Source organism: Sphingobium sp. CECT 9361 (genome assembly GCF_918741285.1).
Lineage (GTDB): Bacteria > Pseudomonadota > Alphaproteobacteria > Sphingomonadales > Sphingomonadaceae > Sphingobium.
Genome location: NZ_CAKKNC010000004.1, coordinates 134,037 through 159,304, shown reverse-complemented (window position 1 = coordinate 159,304; position 25,268 = coordinate 134,037). Strand labels below are relative to the sequence as shown.

General features: G+C 62.1%; 26 protein-coding genes. 13 read left to right on the top strand and 13 right to left on the bottom strand.

The window, feature by feature from the left end:
- The first annotated feature begins 10 nt into the window (after positions 1-10).
- Complete coding sequence (locus tag LQ220_RS08815; RefSeq protein ID WP_230187918.1) at positions 11-706, top strand: ATP12 family protein; 696 nt, start codon at positions 11-13, stop codon at positions 704-706.
- Between the two features lie 90 nt (positions 707-796).
- A complete protein-coding gene (locus LQ220_RS08810; protein ID WP_230187917.1) occupies positions 797-1,543 on the top strand; it encodes a hypothetical protein in 747 nt (248 codons plus the stop codon).
- A 24-nt stretch (positions 1,544-1,567) separates the two neighbouring features.
- Here LQ220_RS08810 and LQ220_RS08805 read toward each other — a convergent pair whose 3' ends face one another.
- The 5 genes from LQ220_RS08805 to LQ220_RS08785 all read right to left on the bottom strand — a co-directional run bounded on the left by LQ220_RS08805 (position 1,568) and on the right by LQ220_RS08785 (position 5,451).
- Positions 1,568-2,215 (bottom strand): hypothetical protein, encoded by a 648-nt coding sequence (locus LQ220_RS08805; protein WP_230187916.1) that lies wholly within the window; start codon positions 2,213-2,215, stop codon positions 1,568-1,570.
- A gap of 76 nt (positions 2,216-2,291) precedes the next feature.
- Entirely contained in the window at positions 2,292-2,972 is a 681-nt protein-coding gene (gene gmk / locus LQ220_RS08800) for a guanylate kinase (RefSeq protein ID WP_230187915.1), read from the bottom strand.
- 40 nt (positions 2,973-3,012) lie between these two features.
- Positions 3,013-3,357 (bottom strand): hypothetical protein, encoded by a 345-nt coding sequence (locus LQ220_RS08795; protein WP_230187914.1) that lies wholly within the window; start codon positions 3,355-3,357, stop codon positions 3,013-3,015.
- Between the two features lie 83 nt (positions 3,358-3,440).
- Positions 3,441-4,829, bottom strand: a complete 1,389-nt coding sequence (gene fumC / locus LQ220_RS08790) for a class II fumarate hydratase (protein WP_230187913.1) — start codon at positions 4,827-4,829, stop codon at positions 3,441-3,443.
- A 142-nt stretch (positions 4,830-4,971) separates the two neighbouring features.
- Complete coding sequence (locus LQ220_RS08785; RefSeq protein WP_230187912.1) at positions 4,972-5,451, bottom strand: ClpXP protease specificity-enhancing factor SspB; 480 nt, start codon at positions 5,449-5,451, stop codon at positions 4,972-4,974.
- 119 nt (positions 5,452-5,570) lie between these two features.
- Here LQ220_RS08785 and hisB point away from each other — a divergent pair, with 119 nt between their 5' ends.
- The 8 genes from hisB to LQ220_RS08745 all read left to right on the top strand — a co-directional run bounded on the left by hisB (position 5,571) and on the right by LQ220_RS08745 (position 11,161).
- Entirely contained in the window at positions 5,571-6,167 is a 597-nt protein-coding gene (hisB, locus tag LQ220_RS08780) for an imidazoleglycerol-phosphate dehydratase HisB (protein ID WP_230187911.1), read from the top strand.
- A gap of 33 nt (positions 6,168-6,200) precedes the next feature.
- Positions 6,201-6,485 carry a YciI family protein gene (locus tag LQ220_RS08775; RefSeq protein ID WP_230187910.1) on the top strand — a complete coding sequence of 95 codons (285 nt, stop codon included), beginning with the start codon at positions 6,201-6,203 and terminating at the stop codon, positions 6,483-6,485.
- Positions 6,482-7,093 carry an imidazole glycerol phosphate synthase subunit HisH gene (hisH, locus tag LQ220_RS08770; protein WP_230187909.1) on the top strand — a complete coding sequence of 204 codons (612 nt, stop codon included), beginning with the start codon at positions 6,482-6,484 and terminating at the stop codon, positions 7,091-7,093. The genes LQ220_RS08775 and hisH overlap by 4 nt, the downstream gene beginning before the upstream one ends.
- On the top strand, positions 7,090-7,824 hold the full coding sequence (gene hisA / locus LQ220_RS08765; RefSeq protein WP_230187908.1) for a 1-(5-phosphoribosyl)-5-[(5-phosphoribosylamino)methylideneamino]imidazole-4-carboxamide isomerase: 735 nt from the start codon (positions 7,090-7,092) through the stop codon (positions 7,822-7,824). The genes hisH and hisA overlap by 4 nt, the downstream gene beginning before the upstream one ends.
- Positions 7,825-7,939: 115 nt before the next feature.
- Entirely contained in the window at positions 7,940-8,740 is an 801-nt protein-coding gene (gene hisF, locus LQ220_RS08760) for an imidazole glycerol phosphate synthase subunit HisF (RefSeq protein WP_230187907.1), read from the top strand.
- Positions 8,741-8,745: 5 nt separating this feature from the next.
- Positions 8,746-9,066: a phosphoribosyl-ATP diphosphatase gene (locus LQ220_RS08755; RefSeq protein ID WP_230187906.1), complete on the top strand. Its 321-nt coding sequence runs from the start codon at positions 8,746-8,748 to the stop codon at positions 9,064-9,066.
- Positions 9,067-9,088: 22 nt separating this feature from the next.
- The gene (locus tag LQ220_RS08750) at positions 9,089-9,466 is read left to right on the top strand and encodes a histidine triad nucleotide-binding protein (protein ID WP_230187905.1); all 378 of its coding nucleotides are present in this window, start codon (positions 9,089-9,091) and stop codon (positions 9,464-9,466) included.
- Between the two features lie 162 nt (positions 9,467-9,628).
- Positions 9,629-11,161 (top strand): amino acid permease, encoded by a 1,533-nt coding sequence (locus LQ220_RS08745; protein ID WP_230187904.1) that lies wholly within the window; start codon positions 9,629-9,631, stop codon positions 11,159-11,161.
- A 56-nt stretch (positions 11,162-11,217) separates the two neighbouring features.
- Here LQ220_RS08745 and LQ220_RS08740 read toward each other — a convergent pair whose 3' ends face one another.
- Complete coding sequence (locus LQ220_RS08740; RefSeq protein ID WP_230187903.1) at positions 11,218-12,489, bottom strand: multidrug effflux MFS transporter; 1,272 nt, start codon at positions 12,487-12,489, stop codon at positions 11,218-11,220.
- Positions 12,490-12,582: 93 nt separating this feature from the next.
- Between LQ220_RS08740 and LQ220_RS08735 the strand changes: the two genes are divergently transcribed.
- Positions 12,583-13,176, top strand: a complete 594-nt coding sequence (locus tag LQ220_RS08735; protein ID WP_281821551.1) for a DUF2585 domain-containing protein — start codon at positions 12,583-12,585, stop codon at positions 13,174-13,176.
- Positions 13,177-13,197: 21 nt separating this feature from the next.
- On the opposite strand, the gene gyrB is transcribed toward LQ220_RS08735, so the two are convergent.
- On the bottom strand, positions 13,198-15,693 hold the full coding sequence (gyrB, locus tag LQ220_RS08730; protein WP_230187902.1) for a DNA topoisomerase (ATP-hydrolyzing) subunit B: 2,496 nt from the start codon (positions 15,691-15,693) through the stop codon (positions 13,198-13,200).
- An 82-nt stretch (positions 15,694-15,775) separates the two neighbouring features.
- Here gyrB and LQ220_RS08725 point away from each other — a divergent pair, with 82 nt between their 5' ends.
- Complete coding sequence (locus LQ220_RS08725) at positions 15,776-16,294, top strand: hypothetical protein (RefSeq protein ID WP_230187901.1); 519 nt, start codon at positions 15,776-15,778, stop codon at positions 16,292-16,294.
- Between the two features lie 2 nt (positions 16,295-16,296).
- Here the strand turns inward: LQ220_RS08725 and LQ220_RS08720 are convergent, their stop codons facing one another.
- A complete protein-coding gene (locus tag LQ220_RS08720) occupies positions 16,297-16,698 on the bottom strand; it encodes a DUF1489 domain-containing protein (RefSeq protein ID WP_230187900.1) in 402 nt (133 codons plus the stop codon).
- 17 nt (positions 16,699-16,715) lie between these two features.
- The gene (gene mgtE, locus LQ220_RS08715) at positions 16,716-18,134 is read right to left on the bottom strand and encodes a magnesium transporter (protein ID WP_230187899.1); all 1,419 of its coding nucleotides are present in this window, start codon (positions 18,132-18,134) and stop codon (positions 16,716-16,718) included.
- 158 nt (positions 18,135-18,292) lie between these two features.
- On the opposite strand from mgtE, the gene LQ220_RS08710 reads away from it, so the two are divergent.
- Positions 18,293-18,742 carry a peptidylprolyl isomerase gene (locus LQ220_RS08710; RefSeq protein WP_230188016.1) on the top strand — a complete coding sequence of 150 codons (450 nt, stop codon included), beginning with the start codon at positions 18,293-18,295 and terminating at the stop codon, positions 18,740-18,742.
- Positions 18,743-18,760: 18 nt separating this feature from the next.
- Here LQ220_RS08710 and LQ220_RS08705 read toward each other — a convergent pair whose 3' ends face one another.
- From LQ220_RS08705 to LQ220_RS08690, 4 genes are all read right to left on the bottom strand, one after another.
- Positions 18,761-19,399, bottom strand: coding sequence for a hypothetical protein (locus LQ220_RS08705; protein ID WP_230187898.1), 639 nt, complete (start codon positions 19,397-19,399; stop codon positions 18,761-18,763).
- Positions 19,399-20,076, bottom strand: a complete 678-nt coding sequence (locus LQ220_RS08700; RefSeq protein ID WP_230187897.1) for a peptidase — start codon at positions 20,074-20,076, stop codon at positions 19,399-19,401. The genes LQ220_RS08705 and LQ220_RS08700 overlap by 1 nt, the downstream gene beginning before the upstream one ends.
- A gap of 439 nt (positions 20,077-20,515) precedes the next feature.
- Positions 20,516-23,200 carry a phosphoenolpyruvate carboxylase gene (gene ppc, locus LQ220_RS08695; protein WP_230187896.1) on the bottom strand — a complete coding sequence of 895 codons (2,685 nt, stop codon included), beginning with the start codon at positions 23,198-23,200 and terminating at the stop codon, positions 20,516-20,518.
- Between the two features lie 77 nt (positions 23,201-23,277).
- Positions 23,278-25,197: a methyl-accepting chemotaxis protein gene (locus LQ220_RS08690; RefSeq protein WP_230187895.1), complete on the bottom strand. Its 1,920-nt coding sequence runs from the start codon at positions 25,195-25,197 to the stop codon at positions 23,278-23,280.
- Between the last annotated feature and the right edge of the window lie 71 nt (positions 25,198-25,268).

Below are 25,268 nucleotides of genomic sequence, written 5' to 3'. Positions count from 1 at the left end.
CCCCAAAAAAATGAAGCGTTTCTACAAACAGGTGGAGGCTCGTCCCGTCGAGGATGGCTGGCAGATTGCGCTGGATGGCCGCATGGTACGGACCCCGGCGCGCGCGCCTTTGCTGCTGCCGACGCAGGCGATTGCGAATGTAATCGCGGCGGAATGGGATGCACAGGGGGACGATCTGGACCCGCTGACCATGACGGCAACCGGCTTTGCGAACGCGGCAATCGACCAAGTCGGCCCTAATCATGAGAGTTTCGCCGCAGGAATCGCTCGGTACGCCGAAACCGACCTGCTCTGTTATCGTGCGGAAAACCCGCAACCGCTGATTGCGCGACAGGCCGCCGAATGGGATCCGTGGCTGGAGTGGGCGCGGCGGCGATACGATGTCGCGTTTCGGATCACCAACGGTATCGTTCATGTGGCTCAGCCTGACGAAACGGTAAGCCGATTGGCCGAAATAGTGGCGGCGCACGGTGCTTTCACGCTCGCGCCGCTATCGACCTTGGTGACCCTGACAGGCTCCCTCGTTCTCGGTCTGGCGGTGGTAAATGGCGATGCGGAACCCGACGTCATCTGGAACGCGTCAGAACTGGATTCGATCTGGCAGGCGGAGCTTTGGGGGCAGGATGCGCAGGCCCAAGCGCAAGCCGATGCCCACCGCCGTGAATTTGACGCTGCCGTTGCTTTCTGTAGGATGGTTTCTGTCTGATGATCGTCCGATTGTCAGCCCGTTTCAATTCATTACGGATGCGTGCCTGACCCCAAGCCGGTGCGCACCGCCAGTCAGGAGACTATCGCGTTGACCCGTACCGCTCTTATTGCCCTCATGTTGACTGCATCCGCCCCTGCTTTTGCGCAGGAGGCCGCTCCGGCTCAGCCAGCAGCGGCTCCCGCCCCCGCCGGACAAATGACCCCCGATCAGGTCACTGCCTTCAACAAGGCCGTTACCGATTTCACCGCCGGACAGGCTGCGCAGCAAGCTGGCGACAATGCCGGTGCATTGGCTAAATACGAGGCTGCTCTCCCCGCCATCCGCACCGCCGTACAGACGCAGCCCGCCAATATGGACAACGTCAACTTTCTGGCGAATGCGCTCTATGCTGCTGCGGCCGCCGCAGGGGCGCAGCAGCAGATCGACAAGACCCTTACGCTGTACGAGGAAAGCGTTCCCCATTGGCGCAAGCTCGTCGCTGCCAAGCCCACAGATGCGACCAGCCGCAATATTCTGGGCGGGATTTTGGTCCAACTGGGTAACGCCAAGCTGATCAAGCAGGACAAGGCAGGGGCCGATCCGTTGTATGCCGAAGGCATTACGCTGGCCCGCAAGTCGGTGGCGGAAAATGCTGCCGATCCGATTGCGAAGAACCTGCTGCTGAGCGGCTTGATCGGCGCCAGCCAAACCAGCGCCGATCCCAAGGCGAAGGAAGAAGCCACGACGATGGCGAAGGCTATGATGGCTGACGGTTCGGTCGATGCATCCAACAAGCCTGCTGCCCAGGCATTGACCGGCACTGCGGCCCCTGCGGCCCCAGCACCGGCGCAATAATTCTGAGAAAAGCGACCCCTGCCGTTATGGCAGGGGATCGTTATCCGTACGAAGCGGCGAACCGAAGCTGTTGCTGTCGGTTGTGTCGCTATATTTCGGCGCAGGTGTAACCGGGGCGGCAGCGACGGTAGCCGGTGTGTCCGTCATCAGCTTGGCCGCGATCAGGCCTGCCAACACTATCCCGACGAAATCGCTGAAGGCGAAATACAGGAAATAGCCCCAGGGCGCGTGGTTGAAGATCGGCTGTCCGACATGCATCCACAGTACCGCAGCCATGGCGAACGCCACGGTCGCACGAACGCGGGTGGCTGTGTCGCCAGCGATCAGCCTTAGCGCCAGGGCGATCAAAACGCCAACCACCAACGCCAGGATCAGGCCGCCAATCAGCGCCGAACTGTCGAGCGAGGGATAACCGCTGGTGTTGAAAAATACCTGCGCAATCGGTCCCTTGCCGTACAATATGGTGCCTTCGCTCGTCGTGGTGGAGGGGATCAGATAGACGCCCGTTCCGGTCTGCGTCAGCGTTTGCGCCAATGCCGCCTGAAGGTTCGTGCTCGCGGCAGGCTCAGCCGTAGTATAGCCGATGTTCGCCAGCGGCGTTCCCCAGAACACAAATCCCGTCAGGAACAGCGCGAGCCCGCCGAGCAGGCCGCCGAATAAAGTGCGTATCATGGACGAAGTCCCTCCTGTTGTGCCGTAAGGCTGACGCAGGAACGCCTATGTGTCCAATTTTATCCGTATCGACGCGTTAATCGGCGTCGCCGGTGGCCTTCTGCAGTTTGCGGATGAAGCCGATCAAGCCGGTCTGGCGGCTGCGCTTCATGCGTTCCGAATAGAGGATGCCGCGCACCTTTTCGAAACAGGCGTCGGCATCGTCATTGCACAGGACATAGTCGTACCCGTCCCAATGTGCGATTTCGCCTGCCGCGCGGCTCATGCGGCCTTCGATGACTTCCTCGCTATCGGTGGCGCGACCGCGCAGGCGGCGTTCGAGTTCTTCCATCGATGGCGGCAGGATGAACACGCGGACGACGTCGCCGCCCGCAATCTGGTGAAGCTGCTGCGCGCCCTGCCAGTCGATGTCGAACAGGACATCGCGCCCGGACTTCAGCATCGCTTCCACCGGCGCGCGCGGCGTGCCGTAACGATGGCCGAAGACATGGGCCCATTCGAGAAATTCGTGATCGGCCACCATCTGCCGAAACTGGGCAAGATCGACGAAGTGATAATCTTTCCCGTCCACTTCGCCCGGCCGCATGGGGCGGGTGGTTGCGGAGACCGACATGACGAGCGACGGATCGGCAGCCAGCAGCTTGCGCGCGATGGTCGACTTGCCTGCGCCCGATGGAGAAGACAGCACGAAGAGAACGCCGCGGCGCTTGAAACCGTGGGGGTCGTTGATCGGATCGATTCTGGAGGTGTCGGCCATGCCTGCTACTGCCGTGGGCGGGCCGTTGCGTCAATGTCCGCTATGCGGTTTTGCTCGCGGGCTTGCGCTTCCTGACGGCTTTTGTCGGCGCGGGTAATGCCTTTGGCGCTGTCGTCTCGTCGGTCAAAGGGGGCGTGCCGGGTTCGACAAGGCCGTCATGGACGGCGGCGCCATGCGGACCAAGGGCGTCGATTTCCCGCTTTTTTTGCAGCATCTTGTGCGCGATATAGCCGCCGCCCAGCACCAGCGCACCCAAGGGAGAGCGCGCGATGACGCGGGTGGCGAGCAGACCGGCCGCGACGCCGAGTACGCCCGATGACTTGCCGGTATCCGCAGCAATACGGGTGCCGATTACACTGGCCATGACCTTACGGAGCATACTCATCCTTTTTATCCCGCGTTCGTTCCGCATTCAGAATGTATAGCGCGCTATCGCGGTTCCTGAAAGGCGCACGTTCGCGCCATTGTTCAGACCATGTCCTGCGGTCGGACAAGACGGTCGAAGGTAGCGTCGTCGACGAGACCCAGCGCGAGGCCCGCCTCCCTGAGCGTCAAGCCATTCTGATGGGCGTGTTTGGCGATCTTGGCGGCATTGTCATAGCCGATTTCGGGGGCGAGCGCAGTCACCAGCATCAGCGAGCGGTCCACCAGTTCGGCGATACGCGCTTCATTGGCTTCCAGCCCTTCGACGCAGCGTTCCGCAAAGCTTTCCATACCGACGGCAAGCAAATGGATGGAGCGCAGGACATTGGCACCGATCAGCGGCTTGAAGACGTTAAGCTCCAGATGCCCCTGCATCCCGCCGACGGTCACGGCCTGATGATTGCCGATGACTTGCGCCGCGACCATCGTCAGCATCTCGCACTGGGTCGGGTTGACCTTGCCCGGCATGATCGAGCTGCCCGGTTCGTTGGCGGGGAGGTCCAACTCGCCGAGGCCTGAGCGCGGGCCGGAGCCGAGCAGGCGGATGTCGTTCGCGATCTTGGTCAACGCGACGGCGAGGGTGCTGAGCGTGCCGGAGAGGTGTACCAGCGGATCGTTCGATGCGAGCGCTTCGAACTTGTTGTCGGCGGTGCGGAAGGGGAGGTTGGTGAGGTCCGCGATCTCCGCCGCGATGGCCACGTCGAAGCCTTCCGGCGCATTGAGGCCGGTGCCGACAGCAGTGCCGCCCTGCGCCAGCGCCATCATGCCGTGCATCACCGCCGGCTCGATGCGGGCGCGGCATCGGTAGAGCTGATGGACGTAGCCGGAGAACTCCTGACCCAGCGTCAAGGGGGTCGCGTCCTGCAGATGGGTGCGCCCTATCTTCACTAACATCGCCCATAGGGACGCCTTGGCATCCAGCGCGTGTTGGAGACGGTCGAGGGCCGGGAAAAGCCGATCCGTAACGGCGCGGGCGACCGCGATGTGCAAGGCTGTTGGAAAACTGTCGTTGGACGACTGGCCCATATTGACGTGATCATTGGGGTGGACGGGCGTCTTGCCGCCGCGCGTTCCGGTCAGCACTTCGTTGGCGCGACCGGCGATCACTTCGTTGACGTTCATGTTGGATTGGGTGCCGCTGCCCGTTTGCCAGATGACCAGCGGAAACTGATCGTCATGGTCGCCCGCGATCACTTCGGCGGCGGCGGATTCGATGGCGTCGGCGATTGCGCCGTCCAGCCCGTGCGACCGGTTCACACGGGCTGCGGCCTGTTTCACGATGGCGAGCGCATGAACAATGCCGATGGGCATCCGTTCGGTGTCGCCGAAGGGGAAATTCTCGATGCTCCGCTGCGTCTGTGCGCCCCAATAGGCGGCGGCGGGAACGTCGATGGCGCCGATGCTGTCGGTTTCGCTGCGGGTGGGGATCGTCATGGAGGCGGATGTCCAATGTCCGTTCGCATTGAGCGTGCCGGAGAACCGTGTTTCCTTAAGAAGGAGCAGGCTTCGACAGGCTCAGCCCGAACGGGGTGAGAGGGTATCCTAATGTGGGAAGCGCGGCGCAGTTGCGCCAGCGTTATTTCTTCTTGCCGAAATCCACGGTGACGACGTTGGAGCCGTCTTCCGCCGTGATGGTCGGGCCGTCATTTTCCGCTTCTTCATGCACCGCTGGCGTGTCGCCATTGTCCTGAACCTGAAATTGCAGGGCGAAATTGACGGCGGGATCGACGAAGGCGCTGATCGCCGAAAAGGGAATGACGAGGTGCGAAGCGATCTGGTTGAAGGTCAGGCTGACTTCGAACAGGTCGGGGCTGACTTTGAGATCCCAGAACTTGTTCTGCAGCACGATCGTCATTTCATCGGGGAAACGCTCGACCAAGACGCGGGGAATATCCACGCCGGCTGCCTGCGTCTTGAACGTGATGTAGAAATGGTGCCCGCCGGGCAGCCCGCCGGAGCGTTCGACTTCGCCCAGCACACGGCCGACGACAGCGCGCAGAGCCTCCTGCACGATTTCATCGTAGGGAATCAGACTATCTGGCAGCGTGTCGCTCATCGGCCATCTTCCTAACGTCCCACGAAGTTCGGTCAAGAGGCAGGGGGCAAGGGCGTGCGTTAAGGATAGTCGCAGTGCGGAATCGTTGCACGGCGCGCGCCAAACGCTATAGGAGCGCCATGCGCACCGCCGAAATCCATCGCAAGACCGGGGAAACCTCGATCGACGTCGTCGTCAACCTCGACGGCACAGGTGTTTACACCGTGTCGACGGGCATCGGCTTTCTCGATCATATGCTCGAACAATTGTCGCGGCATTCGCTGATCGACCTCGATGTGAAGGCAGTCGGCGACCTGCATGTCGATCAGCATCACACGACCGAAGACACCGGCATCGCCATTGGCGAAGCGGTGGCCAAGGCGCTGGGCGACAAGAAGGGCATAACCCGTTTCGGTTCGGTCTATTCGCCGATGGACGAGACGCTGACGCGCGTGTCGCTCGACATTTCGGGGCGGCCCTATTTCGTGTGGAAGGCGGCCTTTACACAGGCCAACCTTGGCGAATGGGATACCGAGCTGATCGAGCACTGGTTCCACAGTTTTGCGCAATCGGCGGGGCTGACGCTGCACATCGAAAATCTCTATGGCAGCAACAACCATCATATCGTGGAAAGTTGCTACAAGGGGCTGGCCCGCGCGTTGCGGCAGGCGGTCGAGATCGACCCGCGCAAGGCAGACAGTATCCCTTCGACCAAGGGCATATTGGGCGCGGCCTGATCCGCATCGTTCCAAAGGAAAGAGGCCGAAGCCATGTTCATCGTGTCGCTGCGCTATATCGTCGATCTGCCCACCGTGGACGCGCATATGGAAGCGCATGTGGCATGGTTGAAGGACGCGCTGGCCGATGGCTGGATGCTGGTTGCGGGACGCAAGGTGCCGCGCGAAGGCGGAATACTGATCGTTCGCGGTGAGAAAGCCGACATCGAAGCGAAGGTCGCCACCGATCCTTTCGTGACGAACGGGGTGGCGGAAGTCACGATTACCGAGTTCAATCCCAGCTTCGTGGCGCCGGGACTGGAATTTCTAAAAGCATGATCGCGCTTATCGATTATGGCGCGGGCAATCTTCATTCGGTCCACAATGCGCTGCGGCAGGCCGGGGCGCAGGATGTCAGCATCACTGCCGATCCCGATGTCGTGCGCGGGGCGGACCGAATCGTCCTGCCGGGGGTGGGCGCGTTTCGGGCGTGCCGCGATGCACTGGTTGGCGTAGACGGTTTGGTGGACGCGATGGCTGAGGCCGTGCTGAAGCGCGGCGTGCCCTTTCTGGGCGTGTGCGTGGGGATGCAGTTGCTGGCCGATGCCGGTGAGGAATTCGGGCGGCATGACGGGCTGGGCTGGATCCCCGGCACGGTGCGGCACATCGAACCTGCCGATCCGAGCGCCAAGGTGCCGCATATGGGGTGGAACGATGTCGTTCCCGGCGTCGCGCATCCGCTGATCGAGCCGGGCGAAGCCTATTTCCTGCACAGCTATCATTTTGCCGCCAACGATCCGGCGCATATCGCCGCGACGAGCGATCATGCCGGTCCGCTGGTTGCCGCCGTGGCGCGCGACAATATCATCGGCACGCAGTTTCACCCGGAAAAGAGCCAGCGTTACGGCCTTTCCTTCCTCGCCCGTTTTCTGGACTGGAAACCATGAGTCTGATCGTTTTCCCCGCCATCGATTTGAAAGCCGGACAAGTGGTGCGTCTGGCCGAAGGCGATATGGATCGTGCGACCGTCTATGGCGACGATCCTGCTGCGCAGGCGATGCTGTTTGCGCAAGCGGGGGCACAGCATCTGCATGTCGTCGATCTGGATGGCGCTTTTGCGGGGCAGGCAGTCAATGCGGCGGCCGTCGAAAGCATCGTCGCGGCGTTTCCGGGGCATGTGCAACTGGGCGGCGGCATTCGTGACCGCGCGGCGGTGGAGCGCTGGTTCGATCTGGGCGTCTCGCGCGTGGTGATCGGTACGGCGGCGCTGAAAGACCCTGAGTTCGTGAAAGCGGTAGCCAAGGATTTCCCCGGTGGCATCGTCGTCGCGGTCGATGCGCGGGATGGCTTCGTCGCGACCGAAGGTTGGGCGGAAAGGTCCGACATGCCGATCGTCGACATGGCTTATCGGTTCGAGGATGCAGGTGTCGCGGCGTTGCTCTTCACCGATGTCGGGCGCGATGGGATGCTGAAAGGCTGCAATATCGAAGCGACGGTCGATCTGGCGCGGGCGACGGAGATTCCGGTGATCGCCAGCGGCGGCGTGGCCGGGATTGCGGACATCCGTATCCTGAGCCTCCATACCGAAGATGGGATCGAAGGCGTGATTACCGGACGCGCGCTGTATGACGGGCGGCTCGATCTGGCGACGGCGCTGGCATTGGCGGCGGCGGGATGAACGTGCCCGCGCTCTCCTTCGTCATTCCTGCGAAAGCAGGAATCCCGCTTTTCTGTCGGTGGGAAGAAGAGAAGCGGGATTCCTGCTTGCGCAGGAATGACGGGTGGGCAAGCGCATGACTGTCCGCACTCGCGTTATCCCTTGTCTAGACGTTGCCAATGGCCGCGTGGTCAAGGGCGTGAACTTTGTCGATCTGGCCGATGCGGGCGATCCGGTGGAGCAGGCGCGGCTGTATGATGCGGCGGGGGCGGACGAGCTTTGCTTTCTGGACATTACTGCCAGCCATGAGGCGCGGGGGACTATTCTCGACGTGGTGCGGCGCGTGGCCGAGGTGTGCTTCATGCCCGTGACCGTCGGCGGCGGGGTGCGGACGCCGGAGGATGCGCGCGCGCTGCTGCTGGCGGGGGCGGACAAGGTGGCGGTGAACAGCGCAGCGGTGGAGCGGCCCGAAGTGGTGGCGGACATTGCCGACCGCTTCGGCAGCCAGTGTGTCGTCGCCTCGGTCGATGCGCGGCGGGTCGCTGACGGGCGATGGGAAATCTTCACGCATGGCGGTCGGCGCGCGACGGGGATCGACGCGCTGGAACATGCGTTGCGGCTGGCCTCGCTGGGGGCGGGCGAGTTGCTGGTGACCTCAATGGATGGCGACGGCACGCGCGGGGGATATGATCTGGCTTTGACGCGGGCGATTGCCGATGCGGTGGCGGTGCCGGTGGTGGCGAGCGGGGGAGTCGGCACGCTCGACCATCTGGTCGATGGCGTGATCGAGGGACATGCGAGCGCGGTGCTGGCGGCGTCGATATTCCATTTCGGTCAGCATACGATTGGCGAAGCGCACGCAGCGTTGGCGGCGGCGGGCATCCCGGTGCGGCATCCGGTTTTTCCGTTGACGGCACCGGCGGGGCTGGCACTATGAGCGGCATGATCGACACTCTCGCCCGTCTGGAAGCCACAACCCGCGCGCGGCGCACCGCCGATCCCGACAGCAGCTATGTCGCGAAGCTGAGCGCCAAGGGCCGCGCCAAGATCGCGCAGAAAGTCGGCGAGGAAGCGGTGGAAACTGTGATCGCCGCGATGGCAAACGACCGGGACGGCGTAACGTCCGAGGCCGCCGACCTGTTGTTTCATCTCAGCGTGCTGCTGGCGGACATGGACCTGTCGATGCAGGATGTGTGCGCCGAACTGGACCGGCGCGAAGGCGTGTCGGGCATCGCCGAGAAAGCCGCCCGCCCGCAGGAGTGATCCCGCCCAAAGGAGTGATATCGTGCCGATCGATCCGACGCTGCCTTATGATGACGACAATATCTTCGCGCGCATCCTGCGTGGGGAAATTCCATGCAAGAAAGTGTATGAGGACGAGGGTGCGCTCGCCTTTCACGACATTAATCCGCAGGCGCCGACGCATATCCTGGTGATTCCCAAGGGCCGCTATGTGAGTTGGGACGATTTTTCGACCAAGGCGAGCGATGCGGAAATCGGCGCGTTCGTGCGCGCAGTCGGGCATGTCGCGCGGGAAGCGGGGATGGTGGAGAAGGGCTATCGCCTGCTCGCGAATATCGGGCAGGACGGGCATCAGGAAGTGCCGCATCTGCACGTGCATATCTTTGCCGGGCGTCCGCTCGGACCGATGCTGGCGGCTTAGTCAGTCCTGCGCCCAGGGTGCGCGGCGTGAAGAAGATTACCCATTTGCGCAACATGCTTGCACGACACACTTGCACAGGCGGATTTAGGCGATAGTCTCGTTACCCATATTAGGGGAGGCGCGCCGGTCGGCGTGCCGCGATACACAGGAAGACACAATTTCATGATCTTCGGGCGCATAAAGTCACTCGATGCGATCTTGGCCACCGCCGAGAAGAAGTCGCTGACCCGGTCCTTGGGGGCATTCCAGCTCACCATGCTGGGCATCGGGGCCGTGATCGGCACCGGAATTTTCGTTCTCACTGCCGAAGCCGCGCAAAAGGCGGGGCCGGGCATGATGCTCTCCTTCGTCATCGCCGGGTTCGTCTGCGCAGTAGCGGCGCTGTGTTACGCAGAGATGGCAGCGATGGTCCCGGTTTCGGGGTCGGCTTACACCTACAGCTATGCCGTGATGGGCGAATTGATCGCGTGGATGGTCGGCTGGGCGCTCATCCTCGAATATGCTGTCGCGGCGGGCGCGGTGTCGGTGGGCTGGTCGGGCTATGTGGTTGGATTGCTGGAAAACGCGCTACATATCGACATTCCCGACATGCTGGTGCGTGGTCCCTATGATGGCGGTCTGGTCAATCTGCCCGCTATGGGCATCGCCGGCCTTGTGACGTGGCTGCTGGTGATTGGCACGAAGGAAAGTGCGTCGGTGAACGCCGTGCTGGTTATGATCAAGGTTGCGGCGCTGACGTTGTTCATCGTGCTGGCCGTGCCGGTCATCAACATGGAGAATTTCACGCCCTTCTCACCGCTCGGTTTCGCAGGCGTTTCGGCGGCGGCGGCATCGATCTTCTTCGCCTATGTGGGCTTCGACGCAGTGTCCACCGCAGCGGAGGAAACCAAGAATCCGCAGCGCAATATGCCCATCGGCCTCATCGGTTCGCTGGCGATCTGCACCATCTTCTACATTCTCGTCGCCGCTGGCGTCATCGGCAGCGTCGGCGCTCAGCCGGTCAATGGCCCCAGCGGTCAGGTGCTGGCACCCGGCAGTATCGAATTGTCGCAGCAGTGCGCGGCGCTGGCTGCCACCGGCAAGGAAGCGGTCGTCTGTTCGAAGGAAGCACTGGCGTGGACCCTGCGTGAAATCGGCTGGCCGCAGGTCGGCAACCTTATCGGCCTTGCTGCCGGTCTGGCGCTGCCTTCGGTCATCCTGATGATGATGTTCGGGCAAACGCGCATCTTCTTCGTCATGAGCCGCGATGGCCTGCTCCCCGCAGTCTTCTCGAAAGTGCATCCCAGGTTCCACACCCCGCACGTCATCACGATCCTGACGGGTATATTCGTGGCGCTGTTCGCGGCGTTCTTCCCCGTGGGCAAGCTGGCGGATATCTCGAACTCCGGCACATTGTTCGCTTTTGCTGCCGTGTCGATTGCGGTGCTGATGCTCCGTCGGACCGATCCTTCGCGTCATCGTCCTTTCCGCACCCCGGCGATCATGGTGACGGCACCGATCGCAGTGGCAGGCTGCCTCTATCTGTTCTGGAGCCTCGGCTTCGAAACGAAAATGATGTTCGTCGGCTGGGCAGCAATCGGTCTGGTCGTGTATTTCGCCTATAGCTACAAGCGCAGCCATGTTGGCCTGGGCCTCAACGAAGTGCATGAAACCGATCCGGATGTGCCGCCTTCGTCGGTGCCGCCGATCAACTAGGCGCTACTGCTAACCTACGAAAAGCCCCGCCGGAGCGATCCGGCGGGGCTTTTCGTTCAACGAGGCGGTTGCGCCGCACCACTGCGAAGGGATGACAGGCCGGGTCGGGTGAACAGTTTCCACCGCTCGGCATAGGCAACGATGAGCAATGCGAGCGTGCCATAGCCGAGGAACCCGAGCGCCAAAGGCAAGGTCGTGCCGTTGAATTGCGACCCGATATAAGCGCCGAGCAAGGCGGACACGATGGTCGTCAAGCCCGCCTGAAAGGATGACGCCATGCCCGCACCACGTGCAAAAGGCTCCATCGAGATCGCGCCGAAATTAGAGCCGGTGAACGCAAAGCTGAGCATCGTGGCGGCCTGGAATCCGATGAAGCTGTACACCGTTTCCAGTCCGGCCCAGGCGTAGAGCGCATGGCCGCCCGAAATCAGTATAAGCGCGATCAGCGCCCCCTGGCTTAACCGGCGGGCACCAAAGCGCTCGACCAGATGGCTGTTCAGGAAGCTGCCTATGCCCATGAATCCCGCAATGCCCGCAAAGCTGATTGCGAAAATCTCCTCCCGATGAAAGATATCGAAGAAGATTTGCTGAACAGAGGTAATGAAGCCGAGAAGTGCCCCCATTATGACGCCGCTGGCCAGCATATAGCCAAAAGCACCACGGTGCGTGAGAACTGCCTTCAGGGTATTGCGCAGATCGTCCACCCGTATTTCCACGCGATTGGCGGGGTCGAGCGTTTCCGGCATCCGGATCAGCATCCAGACGACGATGAAGGAACCGACGATAAGCAACGCGCCGAATATCCAGCGCCACGGAGCAATCAGTAGCACTGCCTGTCCAAAGCTGGGCGCCAGGATGGGAACGATCATGAACACGATGAAGATCAACGACATGATCCGCGCCATCTCATCGCCCCGAAACCGGTCGCGCACAATGCTGACGGCGATCACCCGACTGGATGCCGCGAAGAAACCGCACGCGAAACGGCTGGCCAGCATCATCTCAAACGTCTGGGACAGCGCGCAAAAGGCAGTCGAGACCAGAAACAGGCTGAGCGCGATGGCCATTACCTTCTTCCGTCCAAAGCGGTCGGACAGCGGGCCATAGATCAGAGAACCTAGACCCAGCCCGATGAAATAGCTGGTGATGATCCATTGCCGATCATTCGGATGGGGAATGCCCAGCGTTTCGCCAATGGCGGGAAGCGCGGGCAGCATCGGGTCTATCGACAAGGCATTGACCGACATGAGAGCGGCGATCAACGCCACGAACTCTTTAAACCCCAAACCAAATTTCGGTTCGGGGGGACGGGTCTGATCATGTTGCATCGCAGCGATATGTGGTCTCAAACCCTTTTTGGCTAGTGCAAATGGCGCACCCCGTTCATGGTCGGTCGCAATTGCTGTGAAAAAAACGGGGGTATGATGCGCGCCAATCCTTATGGGGGCCCGTCGCTACGCGACATTCGGCCGGTTCACTGGTTCATCGTGCTGGGCATATTAGCGGCGACGGCGCTGTTCGAATTATCGATGGGGCGCAACGCGATCTGTACCTGCGGCTATGTCGATATGTGGCATCCGGCCCTGGATTCGGGGAACAGTCAGCATATCGCGGACTGGTATACGCTCAGCCATATCATTCATGGCTTCCTGTTTTACGGTCTTGGCTGGCTGGTAATACGTTCCCGCCCGCCGGGCGACCGGCTGGTGCTGGCGGTCGCGATCGAGGCTGCGTGGGAAATGCTGGAAAATTCGCCGATCATCATCAACCGCTATCGCGAAGCGACGATTGCGCTGGGCTATACAGGCGACAGCGTCATCAATTCCGTCGCCGATGTCGCGTGGATGGCGCTGGGCTTTGCGTTTGCGCGACGTGTGCCGGTGTGGGTAACGGTGACGGTCGGAATGGCGTTCGAACTGATCGCGCTTTGGGCGATCCGCGATAACTTGACGCTGAATGTCGTGATGCTGGCCTGGCCCATCGAAGCCATCAAAACGTGGCAGAGCGCGTTATAGGCGCCCCGCCACGTTCACAGATCACACGTCGAGATTGGCGACGTTCAGGGCGTTATCTTGAATGAACTCGCGGCGGGGTTCGACGACATCGCCCATCAGCCGGGTGAAGATTTCGTCGGCAATGTCGGCCTGATCCACTTCGACGCGCAGCAGCGAGCGGGCGTTGGGATCGAGCGTGGTTTCCCAAAGCTGTTCCGCGTTCATTTCGCCAAGACCTTTATACCGCTGGATCGATAGACCCTTGCGTCCTGCGGCAAGGATGGCGTGCAGCAAGTCGCTGGGGCGCGAAACGGTCACGCCTTTCGCGGCGGCTGCGGCGGTCGGTGCCTCTTCGCCTTCGGGGGCTTCGTCCTGCACGGTGGCGGCTTTTGCCGAGACCAGTCGGCCCGACGTCAGATAAGCCGACGCTTGCTCGGTCGCGAGCGTGTGCAGCTTGCGCGCTTCGGCGGAGCCGAGGAACGCTGCTTCGATGATGTGATGGTCGGTCACGCCACGCCAGAAACGCTGGAAGTGATAGCCGCCTTCCTCGCTGACGATGCCGGTCCATTTGCCGTCGGTGTCCGCCAGATCGAGCCAGCGCACGGCTTCGGTCAACGCGGCCTGGCGACGCGGGGTGTCGATATCGGGATCGAGCGCCCCGGCCAGCGCCAGCGCTTCGATGATCCGGGGATCGTAACGGCGCGGCATATAGCGCATCAGCGTCCGCATCCGGCGCGAATGGTCGATCAGCGCACGCAGATCTTCGCCGAAGATTTTGCCTTCGCTGGTTTCCAGCGCCATTGTCTCCACGCCATTGTCGACCAGATACTGATCGAGCGCCGCTTCGTCTTTCAGATAGACTTCGCTGCGTCCGCGCGATGCCTTGTACAGCGGCGGCTGGGCGATGAAGAGATGCCCGTTCTCAATGATCTGCGGCATCTGGCGATAGAAGAAGGTCAGCAACAACGTGCGGATATGCGCGCCGTCGACGTCTGCGTCGGTCATGATGACGATCTTGTGATAGCGCAGCTTCTCGATGTTAAACTCTTCACGGATGCCGGTGCCCATCGCCTGAATGAGCGTGCCGACTTCCTTCGATGACAGCATCCGGTCGAGGCGGGCGCGTTCCACGTTCAGGATCTTGCCCTTCAGCGGCAGGATCGCCTGATAATGGCGGTCGCGGCCCTGCTTGGCCGAGCCGCCTGCGGAGTCGCCTTCGACCAGGAAAAGCTCGGACTTGGCCGGATCGCGCTCCTGACAGTCGGCAAGCTTGCCGGGGAGCGAGGCGATGTCCATCACGCCCTTGCGCCGGGTCAGTTCGCGCGCCTTCTTGGCGGCTTCGCGGGCGGCAGCGGCATCGATCACCTTCTGGATGATCATTTTGGCATTGCCCGGATTTTCTTCGAGCCACTCAGCCATCTTGTCAGCCATCAGGCTTTCGAGTGGCTGGCGCACTTCGGAGGAGACCAGCTTGTCCTTGGTCTGCGACGAGAATTTGGGATCGGGCAGCTTGACCGAGACGATGGCGGTCAGCCCTTCGCGCATGTCATCGCCGGTGAGGCTCACCTTTTCCTTCTTCAACATGCCCGATTTGTCGGCATAATTGTTGAGGGTGCGGGTCAGCGCCGCGCGGAACGCGGCCAGATGGGTGCCGCCGTCGCGCTGCGGGATGTTGTTCGTGAAGCACAGCACGTTTTCGTAATAGCTGTCGTTCCATTCCAGCGCGACGTCGATGGTCACATCGTCGCGGGTGCCGGAAATGGCGATCGGCTCGGGCATCAGCGCGGCCTTGTTACGGTCGAGATATTTGACGAACGCTGCGATGCCGCCTTCGTAATACAATTCGACGGTCTTGCTTTCCTCGTGCCGTGCGTCCGTCAGGAACAGGCGCACACCGGAGTTGAGGAACGCCAGTTCGCGATAGCGATGCTCCAGCTTGTCGAAATCATATTCGGTGACGTTCTTGAACGTCTCGGTCGAGAACATGAAGGTGACTTTCGTACCCTTCTTTCCCGCTGGCGCATCGCCCAGCACCTTCAGAGGTGCCTCGGCATCGCCGTTGCGGAAGCGCATCCAGTGTTCCTGTCCGTCGCGCCAGATGTTGAGTTCCAGCCAGTCGGACAGCGCGTTCACCACGGACACGCCCACACCGTGCAGGCCGCCCGACACCTTGTAGGCGTTGGTGTCCGACGTGTTCTCGAACTTACCGCCTGCGTGAAGCTGCGTCATGATGACTTCGGCGGCGGACACGCCTTCTTCGGTATGAATGCCGGTCGGGATGCCGCGGCCATTGTCCATGACGCTGACCGATCCGTCAGGGTTCAACGTGATGTCGATCCGGTCGCAATGTCCGGCGAGCGCTTCGTCGATGGCGTTGTCAGAGACTTCGAACACCATATGGTGCAGGCCGGACCCATCATCGGTATCGCCGATGTACATTCCGGGCCGCTTACGGACGGCGTCCAGGCCTTTTAAAACTTTGATGCTGTCGGCGCCATAAGCGTTGGCGTTCGGGGTGGCTTGGCTGTCTTCGTTCATGGTCCATCATATAGGTTGAGATGCAGCGAAACTAAAGGAAAAACAGGTGTAGGGGCAGGGTGGATAGTCTAGGGTCGGTTCCATGAAATGTGTTCTGCTATCGATCTGCGTTCCCCTTCTCCTGACGGGCTGTTCCGACAGCCGGGAAGTGGCCGACGAATTGCCCAACAGCTCCATCGCCGGCGCCCCGCGCGAAGCGATGACCGAGACGCGGATGGAGTCCACGCTGGCGCGCGCAGTGACCATCGGCGAGGATGGGCCGCGTTTGGATGCGTGCGGCGCGCTGGGCGTGGTGCGCGGTGTGGCGAATGGAGGGACGCTGGCGATGCGCGCTGCGCCGTTCCAGGATGCGAAGGCGACGGCGCAACTGACGAACGGCGCGCGGGTGCACATCTGTTCGCGCAGTATCGATCAGCGGTGGCTGGGTGTGGTCGTCGTGCCGGTCACGCCGCCGCCGGTGCCGGGGGCGGACGGCAATGTTGTTGAGCCGGTCGCGCTCGATTGCGGGGTGTCGTCACCGGTGGATCGCAAACAGCCCTATGACGGTCCGTGCGAGAGCGGATGGGTGTCGAGCGGGTTCGTGCAGTTGATCGCGGGGTAGGGCTACACCAGCCCAAGCCGCGCCAGTTCGCTCAGCATCGCAGGCGGCATGATGTCCACGCCCACCGCGTCGCCGCCCAGATCGGCGGGCGTGTCCTTACCCTCCAGATAGCGCCAGCCTTGATGCGCGCGCTTGGGTCGTGCCTCGACCGGGATCAGTCGCGGTTCGAGGCGTATCCAGTGGCGCCCCTCCGGCGTCGGTGCAAAGCCGATGATCGGACTGCGCCCGACGATGATGTGGCTGTGTATCCAGTAGAGCGATCCGCCGGTCATCTCCGCCACCCGCTTGGGCAGGTAGCGGGTGGTCAGCCGCGCCTCGCCCTGTCCGTCATGCGATTCCAGCCATGCCCGCAACGTATCGGGGCTTTCGCTCATGAAAGCGATCTTGGTCATGTGCAGGGGCATGATGCCTATGTCGGCAATCAGTGCAGGTTGAACAAGGTCGCCAGGCCCAGAAACGCAAAGAAGCCCAGGCAATCGGTCGCCATGGTGACGAACACGGCGGAGGATATCGCCGGATCGACATCGTGCCGTTCCAGCGTGATCGGGATCAGTACCCCGGCTAGCCCCGCGACCATATTGTTGCTCAGGATCGCCAGTCCGAACACCAGCGAAAGGTTCGCGCGGCCATACAGGAAATAGGAGCCTATCCCGATAAGCACGCCCAGAGTCGCGCCATTGGTCGCCGCGATCCGAAACTCGCGCCCGATCATGCGGACGGTGTTGGAACTGGTAAGCTGATTCGTTGCAAGCGCGCGGACGACCACGGCCAGCGTTTGTGTGCCAGCGTTGCCGCCCATGCCCGACACGATGCCCATCAGCGCCGCAAGCAGGGCGAATTTGGCGATGGTGTCTTCGAATAAGCCGACCACCGAAGCCGCTATCGTGGCCGTGCCGAGGTTCACCACCAGCCATGTCAGGCGGGTGCGAACCGTCATCAGGATCGGCTGGTTGATGTCGCCTTCGCCGGCACCCGACAGGCGGAGGATATCCTCGCCCGCTTCTTCCTGAACGATGTGCAGAATGTCATCGACGGTGATCATCCCGACCAGCCGACCGTCATGATCGACCACGGCGGCGGAGATGAGCGCATATTTCTGGAAGCGGAGCGCAACTTCTTCCTGATCCATGTCGACGGGGATCAGCGTCTGTTCGCGCTTCATCAGGTCCGCCATCGGGATGCTGCGCGGGCAGGTGAGGATCCAGCTCAACTGGCAAGTGCCGATCGGCTTATGCGCGGGATCGACTACGAAAATTTCCCAGAAGTCGCTGGTCAAGTCGCCAAAGTCGCGCAGATAGTCGATGACCTGGCCCACCGTCATATGCTCCGGCACCGCGACCAGATCGCGCTGCATCAGGCGTCCGGCGGATTCCTCGGGGTAGGACAGCGCGCTTTCGATGGCGGCGCGGTCTTCGGGGTCCATCGCTTCGAGGACGGCCTGCTGGTCGGCCTCTTCCATGTCCTCGATGATGGCGACGGCATCGTCGGTATCGAGTTCGCGCGCAAATTCGGCGACCTGCTCAGGGCGCAATACGTCGATCAGGTCGTCGCGGACCCAGTCGTTGAGTTCGGAAAGCACTTCGGCACCGACGAGATCGCCCAGTGCGGCCGCCACATCCGCGCGGCGGTCGCCGGGCGTCAGTTCGAGAAGGTCGGCAATGTCCGCAGGATGGAGCGGCGATACGAGGTCACGCGCGGCGTCCGCATCGCCTTCTTCGACAGCATCCAGAACGGCACGGACGAAGCTGGGTTTCAGCCGGTCGTCCTCGTCATGCCGCGACTCAACGGCTTCGACGATCTCCGGATCGACGGTATGATCGATTGCGCCATTGTCGCTCATCGCCGCCTCCTTCGCTGTCGTCATCCTGGGTCATGGGCAGTCTTTCGCTGATGCACAATATAATTGCAAGGACTGCAAACGTGCGAACGCCGCACCTTTCATCATTCGTGCGAGCGCCTATATGGGCCTCAATTCAAACGGCATGAAAAGGATGCATGATGGCGGACGAAACCCTTACCCTTACCCTCGATACCGGCGATGTCGTCATCAAGCTGCGCCCCGATCTGGCCCCCGGCCATGTCGAGCGCATCACGACGCTGGCCAAGGAAGGCTTCTACGATGGCGTTGTGTTCCATCGCGTGATCCCCGGCTTCATGGCGCAGGGCGGCGATCCGACCGGCACCGGCATGGGCGGATCGAAGCTGCCTGACATCAAGGCGGAATTCAGCCGGGAAAAGCATGTGCGCGGCGTGTGCTCGATGGCGCGGTCGTCCAATCCGAACAGCGCGAACAGCCAGTTCTTCATCTGCTTCGACGATGCGACCTTCCTTGACGGCCAGTACACCGTCTGGGGCGAAGTGACCGAAGGCATGGACAATGTCGATGCGCTGCCCAAGGGCGAACCGCCTCGCACCCCTGGCAAGATCGTGAAGGCCAGCGTCGCCTGACCTTCACGTTCCGATCTACTACTGCGTTTTAACGGGGGCCTGTTCCATATTGGACCAGGCCCCTATGTTTTCGATATGCCAGCGGCGTTGCTCGGCGGTCGATCCCGGCACATCGTTGACGCGCTTCAGCGTAACGAGCCGCAGGGCATAATAGGGTTTGCCAGTGGCACGGACCCGCGCATAGATTTGCACCGGCACGGCAACATAGAGCGATCCTGCCGCCCCTTCAGGGTCGCCCGGCGCGCCGATATTGGCGTGAATTTCACTGAATTGATCGAACCGCCCGGCAAAGACCTTGGGGTCTTCATCGCCATGGGGCGTGCCGTCGCGCCACAGATCCTGCGCGTCGGCGAAGCGTTTTTCTTCCAGCAGCGCATAATAGCCTTGCACGAGTTGCCCCGCACCCTGCGCGCTCGCCGGATCGATTGTGCCTTCGACGATGGGCTCGGGATCGACGGGAAGGCCGCCGGGCGTGCCGGGCGCAGGCGGCTTGAGCGGTTCCATGACCGTCAGCGCCTGCTGCTCGACTTGCTCGCCAACTTCGGTCACGTTCGCGCCGTTGGCGACATCGTCCAGCGTCTTGCGTTCCTGCGGCGCGCAAGCCGCCAGTCCCACCAGAGTCAGCAGGACAACGATGCTTCCCCGCGACACAGGCATTATTCCGGCTGCGTCCGGGGGGCGGCTTCGCGGCCCTGCGCGCGCGGGCCCTGCGGTGCAGGACGCGCGCGTTCTACACGAACGCCCTGGCCGCTGCTGGCGCCCGGCGCGCCGCGCATATCCGGTCCGCGCTGGCGATAGCCGGACCGATCCGGCCCGCCGTCGGGGCGTCCATAGCGGCGACCGTCGACCGGGCGACCGGGCTGCCCATCGGGCCGACGGTCAGGCCGCGCATAGCCGCGCGGATCGGGGCGACCGTCGCCGTTTCTATCCCGCACATAATCCCGCCCGCGGTGATAGCCCGGTCCGCGCCCTGCATCGGGACGACCGTCGCCGTTGCGGTCCCGCACATAGCCGCGACCGCGATACTGCGCCCGCCGCCCTTCCCAATAGGACCTCTGGCCATCGTTCCAGCGATGGCGGCGTCCGCCACGGTCGAACACATAATAGCCTGTGCCGGGATAATAGAAATCATTGTACCAGCCGCCATAGCCGGCGTTGCCATAGCCGCCCGGACCATAGCTGGCGGGGCCATAATAATCCCCGGCATAGCCTGTGCCGACGGACATGCCGCCATAGCCGTAGCCATCGTCATAGGCGCAGCCGCCCAGCGCGAGGAGTGACGCCAGGCCAATAAACATCGAACGGGGCATCGAACGGGGCAAACGGAAAGCCATGGGCCTTCTCCTTTTTCGGGTATGTTATCTACCTTCGTAACGCCCTGCGGTTGAATTGGTCGTGAACAATATTTAATGTGCTTAACGGTCCACCGGGCGATGGACTGCGCCGAATATTTGCACATTCGATAGTGTAAAACCGTTGCCTTACGATAACAATCGGCCTCTCCGGCCAATTTCCGCGACGAGCCGAGCAACGCATCGGTGACCTGATGCATTGATCGCTTTGCCAGTGCGAAGTGCATTGCCCGATAATTATCCGGCGTCGCTTCATCGCGACAGTTCATTTATTGGACCTGTCGAGAATACTGACACAGTTCCGGACGTCTTCTTTTGGATGCGTTCGGTAATCGGTCGTCGCGACATGTCTGTCGATACGAACCGGGGTCCAGGGCGGTATGACTGCAACCGCTCTGGGCTTCCCCGGCGGTAGTGTCGCTCAACCGCTGTTGCGCAGCGCCGTGGCGATGGCATTGATCGACAATTCGATCCCTTCCTTGATCCGCGCATCGTCTTCCCCGGCACGATGCCGCTTGAGAAGCTCAATCTGCAACAGATTGAGTGGTTCGATATAAGGGAGGCGCAGACGGATCGACGTTTCGAGTGCCGGGTTATGCTCCAGCAGCCGCGACTGGCCGGTCAGGGTGAGCAAGCCGTCATGGGTCTTGGCCCAGCCATCGGCAATCCGACCGAAGATGCTGTCCGCCGCAGCCTGATCCTGCACCAGCGGGAGATAGCGACGGGCTATCCCCAAATCCGACTTGGCGAGCACCATCTCCAGATTGGCCATCGCCGATTGGAAGAACGGCCATGCCGCGGCCATGTCCGCCAGCAGCGCCTTGTCCTCGAACTCTGCGAGTGCATGACCCACGCCGTACCAGCCCGGCAGCATCACGCGCGCCTGCGCCCAACTGAATACCCAGGGGATAGCGCGCAGATCCTCGATCCGTGTGCTCTTGGTGCGGCTGGCGGGGCGCGACCCGATCTTGAGGCCGGAAATTTCCTGAATGGGCGTGAGTTCGCGGAAAAATTCCTTGAACCCGTCGGTGCCGTAGACCAGCGCGCGATAGGCGGTGAACGCGCCGTGCGAGAGCCGGTCCATCGCGGTGGTGAACCGCGCCGCATCGCGTTCCGACAAGGCTTCGGGTTCCAGGCTGGCGAGCAGCGTGGCGCTGGTCATCGCTTCCAGATTGATGGCGGCGACATCGCGGGTGCCGAATTTGGCAGCGATGATCTCGCCCTGCTCGGTCACGCGGATGCGGCCCTGCACCGTGCCTGGGGGTTGCGCGCGGATCGCGGCAAAGGCCGATCCGCCGCCGCGCCCCACTGCGCCGCCGCGTCCGTGGAACAACTGCATCGCTGTGCCTGCCTGCGCGAACACCGGCTCCAGCGCCTTGGACGCCTGATGCAGGCTCCAGGTGGAGGTTAGATACCCGCCGTCCTTGTTGCTGTCGGAATAGCCGATCATCACTTCCTGATGGCCGCGCGCTTTCACGACGCCGCCGATCTCCGGCAACCCGAAATAAGCCGTCATGATGCTGGGCGCCGCTTCAAGATCGGCGATGGTTTCGAACAATGGCACGGACATGATCGTTGCTTGCGGCGGTGCGCCGTCGATCCCGGCCTGCCACAGCCCTGCTTCCTTCAGGATGATGTTGACTTCCAGCAGGTCGGATACGCTTTCGGCCTTACTGATGATGTAGTGCGTGATGCACTGCGGCCCATAGGTCTTGAGCGCTTGTGCAGCGGCATCGACGATGGCGAGCTCGGACGCCGTTTCCTCGCTATACGTCGCGAAACGCGATCCGAGCGGGCGGTTGTTCGACAGTTCGCGGCGGAGCAGGGCGATCCGTGCAAACTCGTCGAGCGCGGCGTAATCCGCTTCGACGCCTGCCTGCTTAAGCAGTTCGGCAACGACGCGCTCATGCACGTCACTGTTCTGGCGCATGTCGAGTGTGGCGAGGTGGAAGCCGAACGTCTCCACTGCACGGATCAGCCGCCCGAGCGCGCCGCCCGTGGCCAGCGCGCCGTCGCCTTCGGCCGCCAGCCCCTGTGCGACGGTCACGAGATCGCGACGGAGCGCGGATGGCATATCATAGGGTTCTGCGGAGAGGGTCGATGCCCGCGCGGGCGCGTGGCCCGTCAGTGCCACATGCGTTGCGCACAGCCGCGCGTAAATCCCGGCTATCGCGCGCCGATAGGGTTCGTCCTTGCGGCTGGGCGCGGTATCGCCACTGGCATCGGCCAAGTCGAGAACCGCCTGCGGCACCTGCGCCAGTTCGGTGGATACCGAAAGCTCGGCGCCCAGCGCGTGGATCGCTTCGAGATAGAAGCCGATGGCAGCCTCACAGGCGCGCGACAGAGCGAAGCGAAGCTGGTCGGCCTGCACATAGGGATTGCCGTCGCGGTCGCCGCCGATCCAGTTGCCGACGCGCAGGAAACTTTGCGGACGCGCACCCAGTACCCGTTCCCATCGCGCGTACAAGGCGGGCAGGACTGGCAGGAAGATATCGCGGAAGTAGGACAGGACGTTCTCTATCTCGTCCTGCACATACAGGCGCTCCCGGCGGAGCGGGCGCGTCTGCCACAGCAAGGCGATCTGCCGCGCGATGGCTTCCTCGATCTGCTCGCCATTGTCGGTTTCGGTCCGCCCGCCGTCCATCAGCAGCATCAGGTCGGCGATGCGGTTCTTATGGTCGATCATGCTCTTGCGCCGCACTTCGGTCGGGTGGGCGGTCAGCACGGGAACGATCAGCGATCTTTCGAGCAGCGCGAGCACGGCATCCTTCGATATACCATGCCCCTCCAGTGCAGCTACGGCAGAGGCAACGTCGGCGCCCGGCTCGATGGCGACGCCCTGGCGGTCCTCGGCCAGATTGGCGAGCATCGAAAACAGCATGAACCCGCGCACGAAGGCGAGCGTGTCGTCCAGACCCAGCGCATCCAGCCCGGTATCGACCAGATCCGCCCCCGCCACGCCACGGGCGCGATCCACCGAAGCCGATCGGATATATTCGGTCTGCCGATACAGCTTCTCCCCGCCATAAGCGCGGATCACGTCACCCAGAAGGCGACCGAGAAAGCGGATGTCAGGGTTCTGGGTTATCGGTGGAAAGCTGGCCATGCCTCATGCTGCATTGCAACAGAGACGCGGTCAACAATTTTGCAGCCAAGGCGTCGGGGTTGCTCCGATAACGGGGTTCAGGCGGCCTTCAATGCATTGATGAGACGTGCGAATTCCTGCTGCAGATTTTCCGCGCGCTCCCGCACCACCGATCCATTGTGCCGTGTGCGCTGCGCTGCGGTGGCAACTTCGTCCAACGACTGCGTTATGGCTTCTACGGCCTGATCCGCGACATGCGCGTGCATGGCAACGCCATGCGAGGTCCGCTGTATGTCCGTTGCCGCGGACAGTTGCTGTTGCATGGCCGATGAGGCGCCCGCGATCGATTGGATCAGCTTGCTGAGCGTCGCATCCACCGAACCGACCAGCTCCACCGTTACCGCCGCCGCACTTTCGACGCCCGCCACGCGATCGTGAATATCGCGCGTCGTTTGCGCGGTCTGGCTCGCCAAAGCCTTCACTTCATTGGCAACAACCACGAAACCGCGACCCGCATCGCCGGCACGCGCGGCTTCTATCGTCGCATTAAGGGCCAGCAAGTTGGTTTGACCGGTGATTTCGGCGATCAGATTCGCGGCGTCATTGATGGACCCGACATGGCGCAGCAAATTGTCATTCGCGTCGCGCGCGGCGGCGGACTGGCGATTGGCACTGTCCGCCGCACTGCAAATCTGTTCGGTAGCACGGCTGATGTCGGTGATCGAATGCGTCAGTTCGTCGATGGTTGTCGCGATGGCGCGCGCGGCCTGCGTCGACTCGCGCGATCGGTCGATCACGATGTCGGCCTGCTTCTGCTGAGCGCTGATGCAGTCCATTGTCTGATCGGCATCCCGCTCCAGGTCGGTGGCGGTTTCAAGCAATTGCGTCACCAGTATCGCCATTGTTTGTTCGAGAGCGCAGGCAATATCGCGACCATGGCCGCGCAACTCTTCTTGATGCCGTTGCTGTTCCGCTGCTTGCTGTCTGGCACCATCGGCCATTTGTGTGCGGGCTGTCTCCGCCTGCAGCAACGCTGTTTCCGCGTCCGCCACGGCTGCTCTGGCTATCTCCGCCGAGGCAAGCGCTGTCGCGCTTTCCGCGCGCAGGGCGACGTTCCCCCGATAAAGCTGGCGCAACAGCCAGGCCGAAAGCAGCAGGCTGAGGAGACCGGCAGATATTGCCACCGCTGCAATATCGGACAATGCCGACCATCCAGCCTTGCGATGCGGCCACTCGATGCGCCCCAGAACCGCGCCATGCGGCCCTTTGACGTCGATATGCTGCCAGTCCGGTTGTCCCGCGCCATTGGCCCAGCGAACGGATACCAGGCCGTGAATGGCGCCCAGCTTTTCCACTACGGGCTGCTTGAGCTCTTCGATCACGATGAGATGGCGCGGCTCCTTGGGAAGCGGCATGTCGGTGCGTTTCCAGGGGATGATAGCCATGCCGGCGACCACCGCTGGACGCCCTTCGAATTTCGCCATGATGGCTTTGCCCTGCAGCATTTTCTGGGCTTCCCGCGTGCTTCGGGGCAATACCGCCAGCAGATGAGCCAGTGCGTCGGGAGCTTCCATACGCAACGGGCGTAGCGGCTGCGCGTCATTCTGCTGCTCGGATCGGCGTGACCACAATGTGTTGCCTTCCGCATCGACCACGAAGCTATGCAGGTCGTGATATACGAAATTCGTGTCGGCCCAACGGGTATCGAAGCCTTTGGGATTATAGACTGCCCGTGCCGCGTCATCCCAGCGACCGGCCGCCGATACGGAGTCGAGTGTGGAACACTGCTCCCGCTGGACCGCACCCATAACCATGCGTTCCATATATCTGGCGTTGTTGCGGTCCATCTGCCCGGTCAGCAAACCGATAACCAGAATCGCACTGGAAACCAGCACAGCGACCAGAGATATCAACGGGACAAGTGTGCTTGCCAACGGATGCCCGAGCCAGCGGGCGATCCCCGGTCGTCGCAGGATAGTGTCGGTCCAGGAATGCCAGGATGAAATTGTGCGCGTCATAGTCCAGCAAGGCATAGTGTTCAGTCGTTTAGAATTGATGAGCGGGCCCGTAACGATCTATTGCGCTCTTG